The sequence below is a fragment of the Catalinimonas locisalis genome (assembly GCF_038039535.1).
In the GTDB taxonomy this organism is placed as follows: domain Bacteria; phylum Bacteroidota; class Bacteroidia; order Cytophagales; family Cyclobacteriaceae; genus Catalinimonas.
On sequence record NZ_JBBPHP010000001.1, the window covers coordinates 453,716 to 476,397 of the forward strand.

At 43.6% G+C, this 22,682-nt stretch carries 12 protein-coding genes and 1 pseudogene; 4 read left to right on the forward strand and 9 right to left on the reverse strand.

Annotated features, from left to right (window positions below):
* Positions 1-32 precede the first annotated feature (32 nt).
* From WJR50_RS01950 to WJR50_RS01960, 3 genes are read left to right on the forward strand one after another with little or no spacing between them, the layout of a single operon-like run.
* Complete coding sequence (locus tag WJR50_RS01950; protein ID WP_341291528.1) at positions 33-2,723, forward strand: TonB-dependent receptor; 2,691 nt, start codon at positions 33-35, stop codon at positions 2,721-2,723.
* Complete coding sequence (locus WJR50_RS01955) at positions 2,723-3,787, forward strand: DUF4249 domain-containing protein (protein WP_341291529.1); 1,065 nt, start codon at positions 2,723-2,725, stop codon at positions 3,785-3,787. The genes WJR50_RS01950 and WJR50_RS01955 overlap by 1 nt, the downstream gene beginning before the upstream one ends.
* Positions 3,784-6,084: a hypothetical protein gene (locus tag WJR50_RS01960; RefSeq protein WP_341291530.1), complete on the forward strand. Its 2,301-nt coding sequence runs from the start codon at positions 3,784-3,786 to the stop codon at positions 6,082-6,084. Before WJR50_RS01955 ends, WJR50_RS01960 begins: the two co-directional genes overlap by 4 nt.
* 1 nt (position 6,085) lies before the next feature.
* On the opposite strand, the gene WJR50_RS01965 is transcribed toward WJR50_RS01960, so the two are convergent.
* The 7 genes from WJR50_RS01965 to WJR50_RS01995 all read right to left on the reverse strand — a co-directional run bounded on the left by WJR50_RS01965 (position 6,086) and on the right by WJR50_RS01995 (position 19,498).
* Entirely contained in the window at positions 6,086-7,111 is a 1,026-nt protein-coding gene (locus tag WJR50_RS01965; RefSeq protein WP_341291531.1) for a S41 family peptidase, read from the reverse strand.
* Between the two features lie 9 nt (positions 7,112-7,120).
* Positions 7,121-7,951: a hypothetical protein gene (locus WJR50_RS01970; protein WP_341291532.1), complete on the reverse strand. Its 831-nt coding sequence runs from the start codon at positions 7,949-7,951 to the stop codon at positions 7,121-7,123.
* A 112-nt stretch (positions 7,952-8,063) separates the two neighbouring features.
* The gene (locus WJR50_RS01975) at positions 8,064-8,849 is read right to left on the reverse strand and encodes a LytTR family transcriptional regulator DNA-binding domain-containing protein (protein ID WP_341291533.1); all 786 of its coding nucleotides are present in this window, start codon (positions 8,847-8,849) and stop codon (positions 8,064-8,066) included.
* 106 nt (positions 8,850-8,955) lie between these two features.
* Positions 8,956-16,188, reverse strand: coding sequence for an FG-GAP-like repeat-containing protein (locus WJR50_RS01980; RefSeq protein ID WP_341291534.1), 7,233 nt, complete (start codon positions 16,186-16,188; stop codon positions 8,956-8,958).
* A gap of 180 nt (positions 16,189-16,368) precedes the next feature.
* A complete protein-coding gene (locus WJR50_RS01985) occupies positions 16,369-16,941 on the reverse strand; it encodes a gluconate 2-dehydrogenase subunit 3 family protein (protein WP_341291535.1) in 573 nt (190 codons plus the stop codon).
* A gap of 26 nt (positions 16,942-16,967) precedes the next feature.
* Positions 16,968-18,674: a GMC oxidoreductase gene (locus WJR50_RS01990; RefSeq protein ID WP_341291536.1), complete on the reverse strand. Its 1,707-nt coding sequence runs from the start codon at positions 18,672-18,674 to the stop codon at positions 16,968-16,970.
* Between the two features lie 128 nt (positions 18,675-18,802).
* On the reverse strand, positions 18,803-19,498 hold the full coding sequence (locus WJR50_RS01995; protein WP_341291537.1) for a YjjG family noncanonical pyrimidine nucleotidase: 696 nt from the start codon (positions 19,496-19,498) through the stop codon (positions 18,803-18,805).
* Between the two features lie 285 nt (positions 19,499-19,783).
* Between WJR50_RS01995 and lpdA the strand changes: the two genes are divergently transcribed.
* Complete coding sequence (gene lpdA, locus WJR50_RS02000) at positions 19,784-21,187, forward strand: dihydrolipoyl dehydrogenase (RefSeq protein ID WP_341291538.1); 1,404 nt, start codon at positions 19,784-19,786, stop codon at positions 21,185-21,187.
* A 210-nt stretch (positions 21,188-21,397) separates the two neighbouring features.
* Here lpdA and WJR50_RS02005 read toward each other — a convergent pair.
* Positions 21,398-21,751 (reverse strand): annotated as a pseudogene (locus WJR50_RS02005) (DUF5615 family PIN-like protein).
* Positions 21,748-21,984: a DUF433 domain-containing protein gene (locus WJR50_RS02010; protein ID WP_341291539.1), complete on the reverse strand. Its 237-nt coding sequence runs from the start codon at positions 21,982-21,984 to the stop codon at positions 21,748-21,750. The pseudogene WJR50_RS02005 and the gene WJR50_RS02010 overlap by 4 nt, the downstream one beginning before the upstream one ends.
* Positions 21,985-22,682 lie beyond the last annotated feature (698 nt).

Below are 22,682 nucleotides of genomic sequence, written 5' to 3' on the forward strand. Positions count from 1 at the left end.
TTAAATTTCCTACTATTGTCTTCAACCAACCTATGAGAAAACTACTACTGGTCTCGTGTTTTTTATGGAGTATTTGCACACCATCACTAGCACAAAGCCTGGAAGAAATTCGCTGGACAGGCAGCTACAAAGAACAAAGTCTGATCACTATTTTTGAAGAAATCCAAAGCCGGGAGCCGGTGCGATTCTTTTTTCGGCAGGAGTGGGTAGAGGGGCTTACCTTTTCCGGTAATTTCAATCAAACGCCCCTGGAGCAGGTGGTAAGTCAACTGCTGGCCAATACTGAGCTTAGTTACCAGCCCTATCAGGAGCAATACATCGTACTTTTACTAAAAAACCCTAATGCCCTGAATGCTGCCCGAAGTCAGGGAGAAGAAGAGGGCCTTATCATCATTGGCGACTCACTCAGCAATAACGGACAAAAGACCGCTACCATTAGCGGATACGTACGGGAGGGGGCTACCGGGCAGGGCATTACCGGGGCTACGGTATTTGTGCAGGATATTCAGCAGGGCACCTCTACCAATCTGAATGGTTACTTTACCATAAGCCTACCGGTAGGGGTACATCAGTTAGTGATTAACTCGCTGGGTTTTGAAGATGAAAACAGAAATGTAAGAGTGATCTCCGATGGTACCCTGTCCGTGGACCTCTATGAAGGAACTGCTCGCCTGGAAGAAATTACCATTACCGAAAGAGCAGAAGACTATAATGTGAGCAGCCCCCAGATGAGTGCTACCCGTATGGATATACAGAAGGTAAAGAAGATGCCTGCCTTTCTGGGTGAAGTAGACCTGATCAACTCCATAGAACTGCTTCCGGGCGTAAGCGTGGCTGGTGAAGGAGCGGCAGGATTCAACGTAAGGGGAGGAGACGTGGGGCAAAACCTGATTCTGCTGGATGGCATATCTATCTTTAACCCTTCCCATCTCTTCGGTTTTTTCTCAGCTTTCAACGCGGACCTGCTCAAAGACGCTACGCTTTACAAGGGAGGAATTCCTTCCCGTTACGGAGGGCGTATTGCCTCCGTATTGGATGTATCACTCAAAGAAGGTAATCTGAAGAAGTTTACAGGCAGTGGAGGTATAGGGCTGGTAGCCAGCCGCCTGGCACTGGAAATTCCTCTGGTAGAAGAAAAAAGCGCACTGATGATTGGGGGCAGGGCCTCTTATTCCGACTGGATCCTCAACCGGGTTGACGATCTGGACATTCGCCAGAGCGAAGCCTCCTTTTACGATGCCAATGCCAAGTGGACTTATCGCCTTAATGAGGCTCATAAGATAGGGCTGACCGGCTATATCAGTAATGACGATTTTCTCTATGCCGGCAATACTTCTTATGCCTATCAGAACATGGGGGCGGCTTTCAACTGGGATTTTCTGATTTCGCAGGAATGGCTTTCAAGCTTTACCTTAACCCATAGTAAGTACAATTATGAGGTAGGAGATTTGCAGGATAGTACCCGAGCTTCTGTACTGGACGCTGGTTTTGCGATCTCGGAGGGGCGCTGGAACCTGACTCGTTTCTGGGGAGAAAGACATCAGGTAGATGCAGGAGCTAATCTGGCCCGCTACGAATTTGCACCGGGAGAACTAAGACCCGAAGGTGATTTTTCTCTTATTGTTCCTGAAACTTTGGATCAGGAGCAGGCCTGGGATATGTCGGTATATGTCAATGATGAGTTTAATATCACTCCCAATCTTACGCTGAACCTTGGCTTGCGCTACAATCACTACAGAGCAGTAGGTCCTAAGGATGTAGCAGTTTATGAGGAAGGTATACCCATCAGTCCAGGATCGGTAGTAGATTCTATACAGTATGGGTCAGGAGAAACCATAGCCCAGTACCAGGGCTTTGAGCCCAGAGTGGCTTTGCGTATTGGCCTGGATAGCAGAAGCAGCGTGAAGCTGAGCTATAACCGTATGCGGCAGAATATGCATCTCATTTCCAATACCACTTCTATTACACCTACCGACATCTGGAAGCTGAGTGATACCTATGTGCGCCCGCAGATCGGCGATCAGTACGCAGTGGGTTACTTCCGCAATGCCATCAGCAATGTGATAGAATCTTCGGTAGAGGTATATTACAAAGACATCAAAAACCTGGTGGAGTATAAAGATGGGGCAGAGATACTGATGAACGATCAGCTGGAAACAGACCTGCTGAGCGGCATTGGCAAAGCATACGGGGTAGAGTTTTACCTGGCCAAAAACCTGGGTCGGCTTACCGGCTGGCTGTCTTACACCTACTCACGCACCTTGCGCAAGGTAGAGGGCGAATATGCGGATGAGCGTATCAACCTGGGCGACTGGTATCCCTCCAATTTTGATAAGCCGCATGACTTTACAGTGGTGGGTAATTATCAGTTTACCCGCCGTATCCGCCTGGGCTTTAACTTTACCTACAGCACCGGACGCCCCGTCTCCTTACCGGAAGGTACTTACCGGGTGGGTAATCAGGATATCGCCCACTTCTCCGCTCGTAACCAGTACCGTATTGCTGACTATCATCGTCTGGATATATCTTTCTCGGTAGATGGTAATCTTAAGAAAAAGAAGAAATGGGATTCCAGCTGGACCTTCGCGGTTTACAATTTGTACGGACGCAATAATCCGTATTCCGTATTTTTCAGGAATGATTCCGGCGGTACGCTGAATGCTTATCAGCTTTCTATTCTGGGTCGTCCTTTTCCTTCAGTCACCTATAATTTTAAATTTTGATGAAGCAACAACTTACGATATGGCTGGGGTGCATACTGCTACTGACAAGCTGTGTGGATCGTATAGAGCTTGATGAGTCTCTTTCTGGAGAGCCTTTACTGGTAGTAGATGGGGTAATTACCAATACCAGTGAGCCTTATACTGTGAAGCTGTCTTATACTTCCTCCAGCCTGCAGACTTATGAAGGGGTAGAGTTAAGTGGGGCCGAAGTATTTATTACCGATGAAGAAAATAACAGAGCGGATATGACTGAAGTAGAGGCGGGAGAGTATGTGACTGACCCATTCTTTTTTTGCGGTGAGGTAGGTAAAACCTATACGCTACATATTGTTACACCTGAGGGTAAATCCTACGCTTCGCTACCAGAACGTATGCCGGAGGTACCAGCCATTGACAGCCTATTCTTTGAGTTGGACAGCCGCCCCTATGTAACTTCTCTGGGGACCATTCTGGATGAGTGGGGGCTGCAGTTTTACCTGAACACCGGTAGTGGAGATAATCAGACAGGCTATTATCGCTGGAGCTGGGAGGAAACCTATGAGTTTATTGCTCCCCTCACGACACCGATGCAGCTCAATATTCCTATTTGTTATCAGTCAGGTACACAGACGCGCTACCTTAACATTGCCTCTACGCAGGGGCTAAGCAGGGACAGGATAGAAAGACGAAAAATCAATTTTGTAGCAAAAAGTGGCAGGATGCTGCAACGCCGCTATAGTCTCCTGGTAAAACAGTACGCATTGACAGAAAGAGCTTATACCTTCTGGGAAAATGTACAGGCACAACAGGAAAACTCAGGTTCTGTATTTGCACCTCCTCCTTCACCTATCCCCGGCAATATGTACAATGTGAATGATGATACAGAACTGGTGCTGGGCTATTTTCAGGCATCCTCGGTTACGGAGCAGCGAAAATTTGTGACACGCTCCGAAGTGCCTCCAGGGCCGGGAGGCTCACCCGGAGGCTTTACCGAATGCATTGCCGGCGATGAAAATGCCCCTGACTATTGTTACGATTGCAGTTTACTGGTTGGAACTACTACCGAAACCCCCTCATTCTGGTGAAAACATTATTAGTCCTATATACTTTACTGTCGGCCTCTGTTTTACCCGCTGAGGCATCCGCAAAAAGCGACAGGCTGGAAACTTCCCAAACCAGTCAGCTTAAGGAAAGCTTAAGGCTACAGCTTTCTGAAGAAGTAATCGCTGCAGGTGAGGAGCTTTGGTTTCAGGCCCTGGTATCAATGGATGATACCCAGGCTGAGCCAGAAGAGGTGAGCAAGGTACTGTATGTGGAAGTGCTGAGCAGTAGTCAGGTGGTGTTGCAGGGTATTTACAGTATCAAAAATGGTATAGGCAGAGGACAGATACAGATACCAGATACACTCAGCGGTGGCTGGTATCAGCTTAGGGCTTATACGCAGTGGATGCGAAATTCTGGAGATTACAGCGCTCAGCCCTTGTTGATCGTCAATCCATATGAAGAGAGTTTAGCTGTTCAGCAACCTGCCCAGTTCTCATTCACAAAAGATGTTACTTTTTTTCCTGAAGGAGGAAATTTTATAGCGGGCTTACCCAACCGCCTGCTGGTGCAGTTGTCAGATGAAATGATGATGGATTCCATCACTTCCACAAAAGTTGTCAGTCAGCAGGATAGCCTGCCGCTTGCTGAAGTGGCACTTGAATCGGGGCGGGGAATATTCACAATTATACCTGAGGTAGAAAAAGAGTATATGCTGGAGATGTACACTTCAGGAGACACCCTCAGGCAGGCATTGCCCAAACCACAGCCTCAGGGTACAACTGTCCAGAGCCAGTTTAGCAATGAGGTCCTGAGCTTAAAGCTACATCACAGTGAAAGGGATGACTATACCCTTATCCTCCGGGATCGTGATGCGGTGCTTTACAGTCAGCAATACAATGAAGATGCCTATACTACGGACATCAATACTCAGTCATTTCCTGCCGGTCTTCTGGAGCTTTTGGTTTTGGACAAGCAGCAGCAAGTGCTGGTGCAACGCCTGGTATATCATAACCCTACAGAAAAAAGCCTGGATATAAAGCTTGACAAAGAAACTTATCAGCCGAGAGAGCAAGTTAGTGCGGCGTTAAGCCTTGGAGAAACAGATGCTCCGGCCCAGCTTGCGGTAACAGTAAGAAAAGTAAATCCACTTAGCAGCTACCTTCAGCAGCAGCGCCTGACTTCTGGTTTGATAAAGCCGGAGAAAATTCCTGCAACTTTAAGTCCTTCCGAAAGAACTGCCTGGATCAATCAAACGCTGATCAGCAAAGAAAGCCTTTTCCCACCTCGGGCAGGAAGTAGTAAGGTGATTGGATCTTATAGCCGAGAGGATGAAAGCCTGACCGTTAGCGGTAAAGCAGAAAGTATGAACGAAAAAAAGATAGGAGGAAAAGTTGTAGTCTTATCCGTTCCGGGCAGAAACCCCTACTTTGAATATGATTTTGTAGAAGCGGATGGCAGCTTTCAAATTCCAATCAAAGAGAATGTAATAGGTAGGAAAGATATTATTCTTCAAATGGCGGATACCAGCTTGCAGGTGAGCTGGACACTGGATGATAAATTTATGGAGGAGAATACTTATCAGGAAATTTTTTTCCCTGATGTTCCCGAAAGTGTACTCACCGAACTGCAAGAATCATATGCCAGGCGAGCCAGAATCAAAACCCAATACGATCTTTTTCAGGTCGGAGATTCTACAGCTACTCAGGAAAAAAAGGGTTTCCGCTTTTACGGAGCGCCCAATTTTGAGATCAGGGTGGAGGATTATATAGAGCTGCCCAATTTTGTGGAAGTCAATCGGGAACTGATGCCAGGCATTCGCCTCAGAGAAAATAAAGGGGTATACAATCTGGATGTATTTGACATCCCCTCCCGCACTTTTCTGCCGGGTGAGCCTTCAGTATTTCTGGATGGGGTATTGATCCATGATGTAAACTTTCTGGTCAGCTTTCCTCCCCGCGAGATGGAACGGATAGAGACAGTAAATCGTCGCACCTATTATGGAGAATACCGCTTTGATGGTACGATTGCGATCTATACGAAGGATGGAGATGCTTATCTGCCAGCAATATCGCCTTCCGCTAAGCAGGCAGAGATGAACTTATACAGCCGTATCCAAACATTCTCCCCGATAGATACACTGCCAGCCCATGAGCCGGACTTCAGGACATTACTGTACTGGCAACCTGCGGTAAACCCTGGCAACGAAGCTCATAGCCTGACTTTCAATAATGCTGATGAGCTGGGAGAATTTGAGATTATTGTAGAAGGGATGACAGACAAAGGAAGAAGAATCTATGGAAGAAAAACTTATACAGTTTCTCTTAATGATTTGCCATAAATCAGGGAGTCAGAATATCTAGTGCTGTTTCAAGGGCATGATCTTTTCCTGAAAGGATTTCTTCTCTGGTATTCAGGACAAGTGAATCCGGAATGAGCCCAATACTTTCATGGCTTATACCATTAGCGTCGCGCCAGTCTCCGATGCTCAATGAAAAACCCCATCCATTGGGAAGTTCCCGATTGATCTGGTTAGAAAAACCTCCCGCTGTGGTATCCCCTACAAAAGTAACATCTGGCATTACGCGCATTGCCAGCGCAAAAGTTTCTCTGGCGCTAAGCGTATAATCATGTGTTAAAATTACTTTTTCTCCCAAAAACTGAGACTCGCCTTTTGGCTTTACATACCAGGTGATAGGCTCCGTAAAATCACAATGCGCTGGCCCATTTCTGACCTTGCTGAGCATGTACGGTTTTTTTTCTTTAGCAAATCTACCGGCGATATACTGGCTCAGCACATCCTCTCCACCATAGCCTCCGCGGATATCAATAATGATATTTTCGGCATTTTTATTCATGTAGCTGATAACCTCATCTAATGCATCCTCATTGTGCCTGGGCAGATCAGAAAAACCTTCAATATGGAGATAGCCTGTACTATGGTTGAGCATGCCATAGGTATAAAAGTATCCTGCAAAATGCTCTTCTTGCAGATAATGGGCTTTGACAACATCAAGATGAAAATCGTCAATCGTATCTATTTTGCCAGCCCTGCCTCCCTGCCAGACGGGCAGATTTGTTCCAATTGGTAACAGCCCCACATGACTATCGTTCAATATTGCCAGCATGTCAATCATAAGCGTGTAAAGTTCCTCATCACTCTGTACATGCTGGATTTCCTGAAGCGCTGCGCTACGTACTGAATCCCAGTCAATGTTTTTTACCGGAAAAAGACCGTAGTATCTGTCAAACTGCTCCCATAAAGAGAGAATGTTGTTTTCGTAAGTGTCCTCTGGGATATCTGAGAAAAATGTCTCTTGGCAGGATGAAAGCAGGATGGTTATAAAAATGACAAGTAGCGTTCTCATGCTCCTGGTTTAATGCTGATAAACAATGCTAAAGCTGTTGCTAATCATTCGCAAAGGCTCGTAATAATAGTATCCCAGCCCGTAAAACTGATACATGACGCCTAATGAATGTACCTTCTCTTCATGAGTCGTTATCCTCACGCTCAGCGAAAAGTTGAGTCTTCGGAACTGATCAGGCAGTGCAATACGTGTTTCCTGTAAATAAGGGGTAAAATAGCTGTCTACAGGTTTGCTGGGATCTTTGGCATAAGGAGTGCTGGTAATAGCAGCAATAAGAGGGAATGAAATTTCCAGCGGAAAGCTGAGCTTTTTATGATTAAAAGTTTTGGCGAGTTTGGGGCCTAAGGAAAGACCGTTGAAAAACCAATTATCTAAGCCTATGCCAGTTTGATAGAAATTATCCGAGATTTCCGCTCCCAGGTATAGTGAAGTTCCTCCCAGGCTTAGCTTTGATAAGTAAGCGTAAGAAAGATTTATATTCACCAATGAGAGAGAAGGATTGGCCTCTGTTTCCCAGCTTTCCTGCACTCCATACATATCTACAGGGTCAGAAAGGGTAGCCACACGTTGGCCATGCCTTTTGGACTGATTATTACCCAGTGAAAACTGTATAGATATCTTATGTTGTGAAGCTTCCCTAACGCTCAAAAAGTCAGTCGCTATATTTAGATTATTGGATTGATACAGTAAGGGAGAGTTTTGCTGGTCGCTCAGCAGTATATGCTCATAGCCTAACTGATGTTGCCAGACAGATTGCTTTTCCTGAGCAAAGCTACGAATAAAAAATCCTGAGGTAATGAGCAACAGGAAAGCCTGGGCGGTGACTAAAACTCTTAACATAGGTTGATGGTTAGCTCCTTCGGTATAGCAAAATAACAGAATGAGTCTTCAAAAAAGGATGGTACTCTCACTCAAAATTGTGAAGTGGACAATCTTGTATGGGAAATGGACACTAGCAGGACAGCCATTTTTTGAATGCGGTGATCTTCAGCTTACTGATTTTTTGATTGGAAAGAAGATCGGGGGATAAGCTAAGCAGAATCTTTCTGGAAGGCAGGGTTTGGTAAGACTTTACCGCGTCGCGCGAAATGATAAGCTGGCGGTTTGCCCTGAAAAATGATGAGGCTAATTCTTTTTCAAGCTGATCTAAACTGGCATTCACCATATATTGCCCCCCATCTTTGGCTATGAGAAAAGCGATTCTATCCTGAAGAAAAATATAGGCAATTTCTGACTGAAGCAACTGAAAGGATTGGTTTCCGCGAAATGCCGGTATTTTTACCTCAGCTTGTATCAGCTCTTTTGGAGGCTTCTCATTTTTCACAATAATTGTGGAGTACAAAAGCTGCAGCACCATAATCCAGATCCAGCTAACCGGTAATTCAATCTGGAGAAAGTCAGAGTTTTCCGGCCAGTTGGTTTGCCAGAATAGGCTGACATATACGAAGTCCATCAAAGTCAGAAAGAGGGAAATGATCAGCAGGTTTGTACTGAGCTGATACAAAAATCTGGTTTTGAATATCTGGATATGATCAAAGCTGAATAAAACATATTTGAATATGAACCAGGCACCGTATGAAATGGCAATAGCCCAGAGGGAGTTGAATAGGGTGTAGACGCTTTGCAACTCATACAGTTCCAGTCCGATGTTGGATGAAAATACAGCAACCAGCGGGATAAAATAATACTTTATCCAATGGTCATTGTATACCCTACCAGATGGTTTTGAAAGAATCAATTACAAATAAACTTTTGCCTCTGATTCTAAAGATCGCTAAAATTTTTGAATACAAGTAAGTAAGCACATGATGAATCATGTGCTTACTTACTTGTATAGAGTTAGATTATCGCTTCAGGATCTTCAATGCATATGTTTTCCCCTGATGAGCAATCTGCAGCTGATAATGTCCGCTACTGAGGTGCGATAGAGAGCAATTGATCTTGGTATGATTGACGGCAGCAGTAAATACCAGTTTCCCGTGCGTATCAAAGATTTTTAATTCTCCACCTATCAGGCTAGAAGGTATTTGCAGATACAACATATCCTCTACCGGGTTAGGATAAAACCTAAGCTGCTGCCTGATCTCATCCTCAAAAGCCGTCACTTCTCCCTCTACTTCTTCTTTAGCCACAATGCTGATCTCTTCTCCGGCCACTACCGTAAGTTCCAGAGACTGTTGCGCTACCTCAAAGCTTGCGGAAGCATCCATTGGCAGGGCCTTGTGGTCCGCTTTGATGCTATAGCTTCCGGGAGATAGATTGGTAAACATAAACTTACCATCACCATCGGTAGAGGTAGTGGCTACTAAGTTTTGATCTTGATTGTCTATGAGGTAAATGGTAAGCCCAACTACGGGAATGCCATCCAAAGCTTCCTGGCTGATCATCAGTCGGCCATTACTGGCTTGTGCACTCTGAATAAATCTTCCCCGGAGCGTTATCCCTATTTCTTTCAATACTTCAGGAATTGAAATAGGTCTCAGACTAACTTCTGTATCTTGGGTGAGGCTTACTCTCTCAGCTTCAGACAGTAATAAGTACTGACCCAGATAAGTAGGAAGAAATGGACCTTGCTCCGCTTTTATCTTGAGCGTATACTCACCCTCCGCCAGGTTCTCGTAAGAGAGCGATGTTGTAAACATACGTTCCTGATTGATCAACTTATATACTCCATCCTGCTTTTTGAATAAGCTAAGCTTGAGGGGAAACGTGTTATTAGCTTCGGTATCAATACGGATACTCAACTGATGAAGCGTATCTTTTTCTATGATCTTTTCTTGTCCGATAATAAAGGTATGGTATACAGAGGCAGCTGGCAAATAATGATCGTTACCTTCCTGAGAAGCGGTAATAGTGACCTTTCCGGTATCTATCAGACTTACTGATTTTCCGCTTAAGACAATCGGACCATTGAAGGAGAAAGTCAGAGGCAGGCCAGCACTACTACTGGCCTCCAGGCTAAAGCTTCCTTCTTCCAGCAGCATATCCGGGATAGCAGTAAAGTTGATTTGCTGCGGTGCTTTGCTGATGTTAAAGCTTTGGCTGACCGTCTCAGCGGCAAGATATTCTCCATTACCACTTTGGCTGGCCTTTATAGTCACTGAGCCTACGCCTAGAATACTGACTGTCTGATCACTGATGCTGACAAACTCCTGCCCAGCAATCACTTCATAAGTAACTGCCAGCCCTGAAGAAGCTGTAGCACTTAGCTCAAAGCTCTCGCCATAGACCTTATCAGGGATAGTATCAAAAGTGATGGTCTGTGTCTCCGGACGAGTGTCAATGACAAAAATCTCAGCTTCAGTCTCACAGCCAGCAGGGTTGATCACGCTTACACTATAAGTACCTCCTTCCTTAATCCAGAGTGTGTTTTTACTGCCTATGCTGATATGCTCCTGGCCTTCAGTTTTGTACCATTCAAATGTTAAAGTATCAGCAGCATAACCCTCTATGGCAGTAAGCATGAGAGAGTCGGTATTCAAATTCATAGAGGCAAGTAGACTCACTTCGGGTGAAGGTTTTATGCTAAAATGATCTACCAATACCGTATCATCAAGATAAGGATTAGTGAGGGTAAGCCGAACGGTATAGTCACCTTCCTGATCCAAACTATGCACCAAAGTTGGAGAGGTGGTGATAGAATCTGATAAGATAATAGAGTAACCTGTGTCCCTACGAATAAACCAGCGATACGTCTCATACCCATTTCGTCCATTAGCAGTAAAACTAATCTCCTGATCTATACAGTTCTTAGAAGCTGAAACGGATAAAGTAGGTTCTTCATTTTCAGGACTTACATAAATGGTAACCGGATAACTGTAAAGGGTAAGATCAGGTGCTCCGGCATTTGTTACCTTACATGTATATCTACCTTCATCTTGGATAGTTAATGATGAGAAGGTATAGTAATTGACATTGGTAGTATCAAAAGCCACATCATCCTTAAACCAGACATATTGATTGTCAGTAATTTCCTCGTCTATGCCTAAGTCGATGGTATAAGAATCACCTTCATCTAAATATAAGCTAGCGTCTACGCCAATAGCCCGCTGAGGAGCGTATGCCTTACCTAAATAAGAATCAAAATATGTTAAATTGGGCAAGATATCATCAAAAGTGAGTTTATTAATGCTTGCAGAATGCATAAATGAGGGGCCTATCCCTTCAGGATAGACTGGTAATTTTGCAAGATGATTGCCCTCTATTGCTAAAGAGTCAAATTCTGAATCATTTTCTACAAAGATATTGAGTATTTCTTTAGGGAGCTCTCCGCTAAACTGGTTGTAGGATAATCCCAGATTGACCAAAAGTTTCAGCGCTGCTAATTCTTTTGGGATTAGTCCTTCTAGGTTATTGTAGCTAAGATTTAGTTCGCCTAAATTAGTTAATTGAGCTAACTTAACAGGGATTTCACCTTCCAACCGATTCTCAGACATATAGAGATAAGACAAACTATTAAGCTCTCCTATTTCTGAAGGTATTGTTCCGGATAAATTATTATTGTGTAACGATAAGCGTGACACTCGGTTTTTCCATTCACTTACTGTCACCCCATACCAACTATCAAGCGGTCCTGTAAGCCAGTTGTCATTTCTTGTCCAGTTATCTCCGTCGGTAGCATAATAAAGCGCTACCAGGGCCAGGGAGTCGGATACGAGCAGGGCAGAAGAAGTTTGGGCGGTAATTTCTGAAGATGACCCCGTACCACATGTGCTTCTTGGAGTTACTCTTACTGAATAAGAGGTTTCCGACATTAAACCCGAAGCGGTAAAAGTTGTACCTGTTATAATGTTTGAAATTTCAGGACTAGAAAACAAAGGGTCATCGTCTATCTCTACCACATAGTCAGTAGCCTGCTCTGTTGCATCCCAGTTTAGGGTGAATCCATTTTCAAAAGCAGCTGTAGCTAGCAGGTTAGCGGGCTGTGTAGGAACACCTTCAGTAATTATTGATTCAACGGTAGAAGTAATCGTTCCGCAGTCAGTCTCACTACTTACCCGGTAATAATACGTTTGTCCTGAAATAAGACCAGAGAAAGTATAATTAGTAGAAGCAATATTGCTGCTTGCAATGATATTACTAAAATCCGACTGCTCCGAAATTTCTACCAGATAGTCAGTCGCACCGGGTACAGCATCCCAATCAATATCAAAACCATCACAGGAAGTATTAGACGTACTAACTGAAGTAATAACCGGAGCCTCATGAATTGTAAAGTCAAAAGTATACATCGCTGGACAACTCCCTGAAGTAGTATAAGTCACCTCATGGGTTCCGGAAATGCTGTTACCAAGGTCTATCTCACCAGTCGTAGTATCTACAAAAACCAGCCCGGAAGTAGAAGAAAATGTGCCTCCCGGAGTGCCTGTGATATTTGCCACCGGATTGGCCTCATTCTTACAATAGCTTGACTGCGCATAAGAGAAAGAAGCATCTTCTGCTGTAACAATTTGAAGCATAAAAGAATGGCTACTGGCAGGACATGCTCCTGCGCTTGCAATAGTATTAGTTATGGTATACACGCCGGGTGTACTGGCTAACAGATCAATTTCTCCGGTATTTGCATCAATTAGCAGTCCTGGAGAAGAAGAGAAGGTGCCACCCAGAGTATGTATTTCCGGAAGCGGATTACTACTATCCTGACAATAAGTGGAATAGGCATAGCTGAAATTAGCAGATGGAATATTTTCAGTAAGTTGTATTTGTTGACTTACAGAGCATCCTGAACTTAAGCGGGTAGCTATTACAGTGTAGATATCAGTAAGATTTGTGCCTAAGGTATCGGGAGTAATGTAATCAGTAGCTACGATTTCAGCCGTTGGGCCAGTAGTAACAGTCCCTCTATACCAGACAAAGTCATATATGCTAGGATTATTAATTACGGCCTGTAGTTGTCCATTATAAGGTTGATTACAGGCAGTTTGAGGATTAGTGATTTCCACTGTCAAATCATCTATATTGATTTCCTTGGTTACCTCGATTGCTATACCATCAGTATATTTACCGCATTTGGTAACTGGATCAAACATACGAAGGTCGTATAAGCCTTCATCCAGACCAGTAAATGAGCCATTGTTATGTATAAGAATGGTATCCTGTACAGGGCTAAGCTGGATAAGCATATACCCATAATCTGAAGCATATCCTGTGGATGGTTTGGCAGAAATGGAGCCATTAGGACTTTTACAATTGGTGTTTACAGTAATTGTGGGATAATCCATCACCGGTCCATCCAATGTCATATCAATCGTTTCGCTACTCGAGCATCCAGTGAGTTTGTTGATAACCGTTACTTTGTACAGAATAGGTTTGAGGTTAGATACTGTATCGCCAATTGCTAATATTCCAGCCTGCTGCTCATCTTCCCATTCAATATCATATTCACTTTCATCAGCAGTTTGACCATTGATCAGCACTCGGGCTACTCCATCCGCAGTGCCGGGAACACAAGACGATACTGGCTGCAGTTCTTCTAAAGTAATAACTTGCGTATCCGGCCAGTCTTCAAGCCTTTCAACCTTTATAGTGTCTGCCAACCCAAGACAACCATAGTCTGTATTTTCAACAACGATCTGATATGTTCCTGAATCGAGACCAGTAAGTAAGGCATCTGTACCTACTACCTGGCCTGTTTGTATGTTGGTCCAGGTAAAGGAATAATTAGAAGTAGGAAATGGTGTGTCGTCAGGAGCTAGAACCTGTACCTCACCATTGTTTAAAGTTACATTTCCGGGGCAGTTTCTATTGTCCCTGATCTTTACCGCTTTTACCTCAAAAGATTGAGGTACTACCATTATGCTGAAAAGCGTAGGGGTATCATCACATTCTGCGATGCTTCCATTTAATTCAGTAAGCGGGTAGAATGCTTCGTTGCTACTATTGTTTTGCCCTATGTCATTAAAGGAAGCGAATAACTCATACTCGCCGGGTATCGCTTGTACGGTAATGATGGTATCTAATATTTGAGTGGCTTGCAAACTTTCATTCAGATTTAAATTGATAGTAGTCAGATAGGGGCTTTCATCAGTATTACTGTAAGTTGCAGTAGGATTGCCAGTATAGAAAGAAATTGGTATAGCTTCAATCACAGCTTTATTTCCAGTGTTTTTAAAGCGCAACCTTACATCTATTTCATTTTCAGCACAGCTGGCAGTAGAGATAATTTGAAGTCCTTCTCCTTCAAAATCTAATTTGGCAGCAGGAAAGACAGGGTCGCCACAAGGTGTGATGAGTGAAGATTGAGAAAGATATTTATTTAGGGGCAGTGTATTAGGGCAATTTGCGTCTAAACTTTGATGATGCGCCTGCTGATATCTGGGGATACTCAGATCATCATTGATATTGACATTGTAGTAGGCATACTGGTTCCACACTTTTCTGGTAGGAGCCCAGCCATTGCCCTGAGCCGCTTTGTAAGCGCGTATAAATCCATTTGTCCGGGTTCCACTGGTAGCAGGTGAGCTGCCGAATATATTTTCTGCTTCTCCGCAGGAAAGAATAATTTCCGTCTCTCCATCACCATCCACATCAGCGATGATAGGATACTCTACCTGTGTTTGAGAGCTACAAAAAGTACCTGAATACTCGGTTAAGGGGAGGCCGGTAGTACCATCAATAACATACAGGTCAATCTCATCCCTGTATAGAATCTCAGCACTTCCATCTCCATCAAAATCATAGAGACTAAGGCTGGTGATTCCTGAACCACTATCCCAGAAATCATCATGGTTAACCCATTTTTGGGTGAAATCCCTTTCCAGCGCGTAGAGTGATGAGCCCGATACAAAGGTTGCTTCCAGCTGACCATCTCCATCAATATCAGCCACGCTGATACTGCCCATACCCCTTTCCCAGTAACATTCATCGCCAGTATCACAATTATTACCTGCCAAATCTGAGTATGTTCCTCTGATCAAAGTAGGAATGTTATTTCCGGGTTTGGTTACAGTGAAAGTTTTTACGGCATCATTGGCGATGTCCCAAAAGAAAGCGGTAGTGATACTATCAATACCTCCATTGGCTCCTCCTATAAGGACATCCAGGTTTCCATCTTGATTATAGTCTACTACAGCGGTCTGGCTATGGGTTTGTCCGCCCCAATCCGCATCAGCAGGATAATAGCCTGCATAATCTGCGGGCAATAATCCCGCATTGTTCATATTCTTTGCCTCAGTTAAGCTATTGCCACTAATACCTCCGGTATTCGTGATATTTACAGTGTAAACGATATGACCCACAGCCAGTTCTAAGCCTGGGGAAGGCAAAATATCTACTGCGGCAGGAGTAGCATTTAACTCTTGATGCCAGTCATTGGCTGAAGGGTACATACTGCTGCCATGACTTCCTTTGAGTAATAGCGTGCCAGTTTCTGCATTCCAAATCTCATTTACAGAATATAATTCAGCTTTGCCATCATGGTTAAAATCCGCTAATGCCAGATGTCTACCGAATCCGGTAAAAGTGCTGGTCGCTGTCCATTTTAATGTGAGATCATGCTCATAAGCACGGATAACACCATTGAGATCAATGGTGAAAATCTCACCAAAGCCATCACCATCTACATCTCCTACTGTCGGATAGGCATACAGTTGACCAGTTTTCACTCTTACCTGATTCAAAGTACTACCTGTACGTCCATCCAGAACATAAAGCCAGCCAGTTTCACTGTTCATGCTAATGACTTCAGGATAACCATCCTGATCCAGGTCAGCAACACTAGGCATGCCTAATGCGGCACTCGTTTGTATATCTGAATCCCAGGCGGGTTCTGGTTCAAAACTTACATTTGCAGGAAAAGAAGTACATGCGGCTTCGTTACTAATATATTTATTGGGGTTGGCGGGATTATCCGAGCAATCCCTGTCATAATAATCAATAGTGCCATCTCCATCATCATCTATTCCGTTAAAACAGTTGGTTTCTTTATCACATTGGGGTAGAAAACCGCATTGTGGATCTTCACAGTCAATGAGACCATCACCATTATCATCAATGGCGTTACCACAGATTTCAGGTGACTGTGCATAAACGGAAAGGCTGAAACAAAGAGAAATGAATAGTAGAATTATATATTTCATGCAGTAAGTATTTATACTGCAATATTCTACTATAAAATTGTATTAAAAACAGAATAAATTAAGAAAAGCTACATGAAAGAATACTTATAATAAGTCGTGCGTCCGTCACACAGTATTGAAAATAAAAAACCGGAAGCTTTGGCCTCCGGTTCTTCAACATAATTTGTACGAAATTTAATGTTAGCCCGTAGCCCAGGTCTTGCCGCCTGCTTCTTCTACTGAGATACAACCTTCGTAGCGACCAGGTACCTGTGAATACTGTAGCACCTGAGTAGCCCCTATTTCAGAAGTATAGAAGCCAAGCATTACCAGTTCTTTGGCCATCAGGAAGAAAGGCTTACCTGCGCCTTCATAGCCCTGTACAGCATCAGCCTGCATCTGGATAATGGCATCCATCTGCTCAGGTTCCAGATTAGCAAAATCTTCGCCGTATTGACTTTGGCTGTCCTGGTTTAGCTTGGTAATGCCGTCTACAAAGTGTTGCTGCTCTTCTTCAGTATACACATCATTGAGCATCATGTCCATAAATTCGGGTATGCCTACATCTTTGGCACCGGGTGTGTCAGTTGCCGGAATGATGCGCTCCGCCAGCTCGGCAGTAGCTACCGCCTGGTCGTCAGTGAGGAATACCGGCTTCCAGTCTACCTGCTTTTCGGCAGTACAACCATTCAGTACACCGGCAATGGCAGAAGAGGAGAGAGCTCCTCCCATCATGAGCGCGGTTCTTTTTAATGCGGTTCTTCTATCCATCATATCTATAGATCGTTATTAGGTCAGAATTAAACATTCATTTTTTTCAACTCATTCACCGCATGATCAGCCGCCCTGGCAGTCAAGGCCATATAGGTCAATGAAGGGTTAACACAGGCAGCAGAAGTCATACAGGCACCGTCTGTCATATACACATTGGGTACATCATGCAATTGGTTATTGGCATTGAGCACCGAAGTTTTAGGGTCTCTACCCATGCGGGCAGTTCCCATTTCGTGTATACCCAACCCTGGCCAGCTTCCGGCATCATAAGTGTTGATGTTTTTCATACCGGCAGCTTCCAGCATCTCAGCAGCGGCTACTTCCATATCTTTACGCATGGCCTTTTCATTTTCTTTGAATTCAGCATCAAAGCGCACGGTAGGCTGTCCCCACTTGTCAAGATTGTCGTAATCCAGCATCATCTTGTTTTCATGATAGGGTAAGGTCTCGCCAAAAGCAGTCATCCCCAAAGACCAAGGGCCGGGCTGCACAATGGCGTCTTTCATTCCCGCGCCGAAATTGAGTTCACTGACTGCCGCAGTCCAGTTGTCACGGCTTCCGCCTCCCTGATATCCGTAACCACGAAGATAATCTTTTTGCTCGCTCTTTTTATCCACATTGCGGAAGCGGGGAATATAAAATCCGGTAGGACGGCGACCATAATAATATTTGTCACCAAAGCCATCATAAGTACCACTGGCACCTACGCGGAAGTGGTGGTCCATCAGGTTGTGTCCCAGTTCACCACTGCTGTTGCCCATACCTTCGGGGAAGGCATCCGATTTGGAATTCATCAGAATAGCGGTAGAGGCTACGGCAGAAGCATTGACAAAGATCACTTTTGCGTAGAACTCCATGTCTTCCATCGTTTCCTGATCCACCACGCGTACACCGGTAGCTCTTTTCTTCTCGGGGTCATAAATGATAGACGTAGCAATAGAGAATGGTCTTACCGTGAGGTTACCGGTGGCAGCTGCGGCGGGTAAGGTAGCAGCATTACTGCTGAAATAAGCACCATAAGGACATCCACGAATACATTTGTTACGAAACTGGCATTTGGTACGCCCGTTATGGTTTTGTGTTAGATTAGCTGTACGGCCGATCGTCACGACATGCCCCAGTTTGTCTTTTACACTTTTTCTGAAATGGTCTTCCAGACAATTCATCGGAATGGGGGGAAGGAAGTTACCATCAGGCAATTGGGGTAAGCCTTCTTTCTGTCCCTGAATGCCAGCGAAGCTCTCGGCATAATCGTACCAGGGAGCGATGTCTTTGTAGCGGATAGGCCAGTCCACGCCATAACCGTCACGGGCGTTTGCCTCAAAGTCAAGATCACTGAAGCGGTAGCTATGGCGCCCCCACATAATGGACCTTCCTCCTACATGATAGCCACGCATCCAGTCAAAGCGCTTGTTTTCCTGATAAGGGTGTTCGCTGTCTTTAACAAACCAGTGCTTGCTGGATTCGCGGATAGTATAACCAGTACGGCTTTGCTTGGGATAGTGTTCCGCTATCTCTTCAGGAGATACGCGGTCACGGTGGGGGAGTTCCCAGGGAGCTTTGGTTGCGGTGGGGTAGTCTTTGACGTGCTCCACATTTCTACCTCTCTCCAGTACCAGGGTTTTCAAACCTTTCTCGGTGAGCTCTTTAGCAGCCCATCCTCCGCTGATACCGGAGCCGATGACGATGGCATCGTAGGTATTAGCCTGTTTTGCTTTTGCGTTAATATACATTAATGAAAGTAAAATTTGGTGAAGTAAGATTACAAAAATAGGATTTCAATATAGCAGTTAGAGTCTGATTTTGAAAGAAATGTAATAATTGAACCTTTAAGTTCTCACTATAATAATGGAATAGCAGACTATAAAATTCCTTTTAACTCACTAAGACAATAAATTTCATAGGTTGTACGCGTTCTGTGGGACACTTTGTTAGGGTTAAAGTAGATGCAATCTATATTGGCATTATGCGCTCCGGCAATGTCAGTGAGCAGATTATCGCCAATCATAATACATTCCGAAACATCTGCACCGATAAGCTCAAGTAAATGTTTGAAAATACCAGGCCTAGGCTTGCGGAGGTCAGCGCCATCCGAAGTCACAATATGAGTAAAATAATCGGTGAGTCTGGCACTTTTGAGCTTGATATGCTGCACATCTGAAAATCCATTGGTCACAATATGCAACTGGTATCGCTCTTTCAAATATTCAAGGATATCATGCGTAAAGGGGAAGACATGAGGTTTAGAGGGGCATATCCTAAGGTATTCATCCTGAATGCTATGAGGGACAAGCGTCTCGGCCACGCCTAACTCTGAAAATATTTTCTTAAAACGGTCTGACCTTAACTTACTCTGCTCATAAGCTCCCTGCTGGTGGAGCGCCCATAAGTGATGGTTTACCCTGTGGAAAGTCTGGCAAAACTCCTGCACACTGAAATTACCCAGGCTGGTCAGCTGAAAGTTTTCATACAACTCACAAAGCGTTTCAGTAGCATTCTTCTCGAAATCCCAGAGGGTATGGTCCAGGTCAAATAAAATATGTTTGTACTTTGACATAAAGGTTTAACGCTTTCTCATCGGCATATGGTATTGGCTTTAAAAGGTAAGCATCTGCAAATAAAAATGTTGGTACATTTATCAGTTAATATTACAGTTTGAGAATTAAATTTCTTAGTCTGTCCAAGGCTTTCACACCTTTTCGGTAAGGCTCAACCAATTCCTTCTGATACCGTTATTTACAATGCACTTCCTTTTTAGTGCCTTCAATAGACCAAAGGGCTAATTTTGTTAAGAGTTTAAATCAATTATTTTTGCACCAAACCTATCCAATACAGAAAAATTATGGCTGATAAAAGTTATGATCTCATCGTCATCGGGAGTGGCCCGGGCGGTTATGTGGCAGCAATAAGAGCCTCACAACTGGGAATGAAAGTAGGTGTAGTGGAGAAAGCAGAACTGGGAGGCATATGCCTGAACTGGGGCTGCATCCCTACCAAAGCTCTACTCAAAAGCGCCCAGGTATACGACTATATCAAACATGCAAAAGATTATGGTATAGACATTAAAGACCATTCGGTAGATTTTGCTACCATGGTAAAGCGTAGTCGCAATACTGCCGACAAGATGAGTAAAGGTATTCAGTTCCTCTTTCGCAAAAACAAAATAGACATACTGGCCGGTCATGGCAAGCTCATTAACAAGGGTTCCGTGGAAGTAACCGACGAGGATAAAAAGTCAGAAATTTATAAGGCTAAGCACATTATCCTGGCTACCGGAGGCCGTTCTCGCGAATTGCCTAATCTGCCTATTGATAATGAAAAAATCGTTGGTTATCGCAAGGCGATGGTGATGGAGAAGCAGCCCAAGAAAATGGTGGTAGTAGGCTCAGGAGCCATCGGAATGGAGTTCGCCTATTTCTATCATACCATCGGTACTGAGGTAACAGTAGTAGAGTTTATGCCACGTATACTGCCGGTAGAGGACGAAGAAGTATCCAAGCAACTGGAGAAAATATACAAGAAGTCTGGCATCAAAATCATGACCAGCTCGGAAGTAACCAATGTAGATACCAAAGGCAAAGGCTGTAAAGTAAAAGTAAAAACGCAGAAAGGCGAAGAGACTATTGACTGTGATGTGGTACTTTCAGCAGTGGGTATCGCTACCAATCTGGAAAACTTAGGCTTAGAGCAGGTAGGGGTTAAACTCAACGATAAAAAAAACCAGGTAGCGGTAGATGAATATTACCGTACCAATGTTGACGGTGTGTATGCAATTGGCGATATCGTAAAAGGTCCTGCATTGGCACACGTAGCTTCTGCCGAAGGCATCATATGCGTAGAGAAAATCGCAGGCATGGAAGTAGAACCTATGGATTATAACAACATCCCTGGCTGTACCTACTGCTGGCCGGAAGTAGCTTCGGTAGGCTATACTGAGCAGGCTGCCCGCGATGCCGGTTATGACATCCGTGTAGGTAAGTTTCCTTTCTCAGCTTCAGGTAAGGCAAGTGCTGCCGGAGCCAACGATGGTTTTGTGAAGGTGATCTTTGACAAAAAGTATGGAGAATGGCTGGGCGCTCATATGCTGGGGGCCAACGTAACCGAGATGATTGCTGAGGTAGTAGCGGCTCGTAAACTGGAAACTACCGGTCATGAGATCATCAAGTCGGTACACCCTCACCCTACCATGTCTGAAGCCGTGATGGAAGCCGCTGCCGCAGCTTATGATGAGGTGATTCATTTGTAATGAAATAAAATAAGAGCAATAAAATAGAATGTACTTCTATTTTATTGCTCTTGCTTCTTGATGAAAAGGGGCTTTATCGGTTTTGGTTATGGGTGGAGTGCGGGGTTTCAGAGTACTCAGAGTCATATTACAAATAAATTTATTAAACGTTATTACTTTCAAAGTAGCGTTTAATTCTTCATTGCGGATAGTCAATGTTGTGCTCTCAGTTTATTTATGTTCGGTTATTCCTTCGTTACTAAGTTCTACAAAACTACTTCTCTTCAAAGCTTTTTTAATGATTAAAGTGTTATTTCTGAAAAGATTGAATAACTGTCTATTCTTCAGATTTCCAGTCGTAATTAGGAATAACTTCTTTGGCTTCCCCAGAGTCATATGTGAGTGGTAAAAATCAAAATCTTTGGTTACAACAGTAAGGTTTTCACGATCAGCAAACTTGGTAACTTACATGTCGGGTGTTTCATCTCCTTTTGGAAGTTCGTCAACGTGGATGGATTCCATTCCAAGCTGGCTCAGTACTTCACAAAGCTTTACTGGAAGTTGAGCATCCACGAGCAGCTTCATACTGAAATTTTAGTGTAGCTCGAGTACTTTGTTACTTTCGCTGCGTAGGCCAAACATGCTAAAATATCTTCTTCTTCCAGATTAGGATAATCTTCCAAGATTTCAGCATGAGTTGATCCGGCGGACAAAAGGTCAAGAATTAAATCTACAGTATACCGCTTATTTCTAATGGTGGGTTTACCGTGACAAATGTCAGGGTTGACGGTAATTCTATTTATAAGTGGACTTTCCATATCCTAAAATTACGAAATTTTCAATGGATCTGTTCCTCTCAAGGGAGCACAACTGGCAGCTATGTTATAAAATCGTATATGTTCTAATATTTCTATAATTCCCCGTATTTGATTTCTACGATGAATTATGGTATCCAAAACTGAAAAAACACTAAATAGCACAAAATAGAGGATAGTGGAGAAAAAAATGAACGATAGAAAAAATTTGTAAATATTCATGTTGGGAAGGTAGTTAACGAGTGCTAAAACAATTGTTATATATATACCTACTAAAGCAAGTTTGTTAACAGTGATGGAGGGCTTTGAGTACGAATGAACAAATCTGATTAAATCATCAAGACTCTGTCTGTCTTTTGTCCATTCTCCTATTTGCTTTTGAAATTCGTATGCTCTAATTTTTTTCATTGTTTCCTCCCAACATCTACAATCATTAGCTTTTGATATTTCCTGTGTTTTTTGACAAACCTGAAGCAGATGAGATTACACCTTCTATTACCAATATAAATTGACTGAATTGCACCGACTAAATTAAGTGAGTTAAAAATCCATAAAAGGATAGTACCTTTTGCTGGATGGAGAAGAGCAAGTTAAACATACGTAAGTGTAAAAAGCATGGAAAATGCAAGCCAAGAAAAAATCTCCATACGTGATTTTAAGAGCAGCTGATCATAAATGAGTCTCTGAAAGGAGCTTTTCTG

Bases quoted from the DNA above. Each gene is read 5' to 3' on its own strand.
- WJR50_RS01950 (WP_341291528.1), top strand. From the start codon at position 33: ATGAGAAAACTACTACTGGTCTCGTGTTTTTTATGGAGTATTTGCACA.
- WJR50_RS01955 (WP_341291529.1), top strand. From the start codon at position 2,723: ATGAAGCAACAACTTACGATATGGCTGGGGTGCATACTGCTACTGACA.
- WJR50_RS01965 (WP_341291531.1), bottom strand. From the start codon at position 7,111: ATGAGAACGCTACTTGTCATTTTTATAACCATCCTGCTTTCATCCTGC.
- WJR50_RS01970 (WP_341291532.1), bottom strand. From the start codon at position 7,951: ATGTTAAGAGTTTTAGTCACCGCCCAGGCTTTCCTGTTGCTCATTACC.
- WJR50_RS01980 (WP_341291534.1), bottom strand. From the start codon at position 16,188: ATGAAATATATAATTCTACTATTCATTTCTCTTTGTTTCAGCCTTTCC.
- WJR50_RS01985 (WP_341291535.1), bottom strand. From the start codon at position 16,941: ATGATGGATAGAAGAACCGCATTAAAAAGAACCGCGCTCATGATGGGA.
- WJR50_RS01990 (WP_341291536.1), bottom strand. From the start codon at position 18,674: ATGTATATTAACGCAAAAGCAAAACAGGCTAATACCTACGATGCCATC.
- WJR50_RS01995 (WP_341291537.1), bottom strand. From the start codon at position 19,498: ATGTCAAAGTACAAACATATTTTATTTGACCTGGACCATACCCTCTGG.
- lpdA (WP_341291538.1), top strand. From the start codon at position 19,784: ATGGCTGATAAAAGTTATGATCTCATCGTCATCGGGAGTGGCCCGGGC.
- WJR50_RS02010 (WP_341291539.1), bottom strand. From the start codon at position 21,984: ATGGAAAGTCCACTTATAAATAGAATTACCGTCAACCCTGACATTTGT.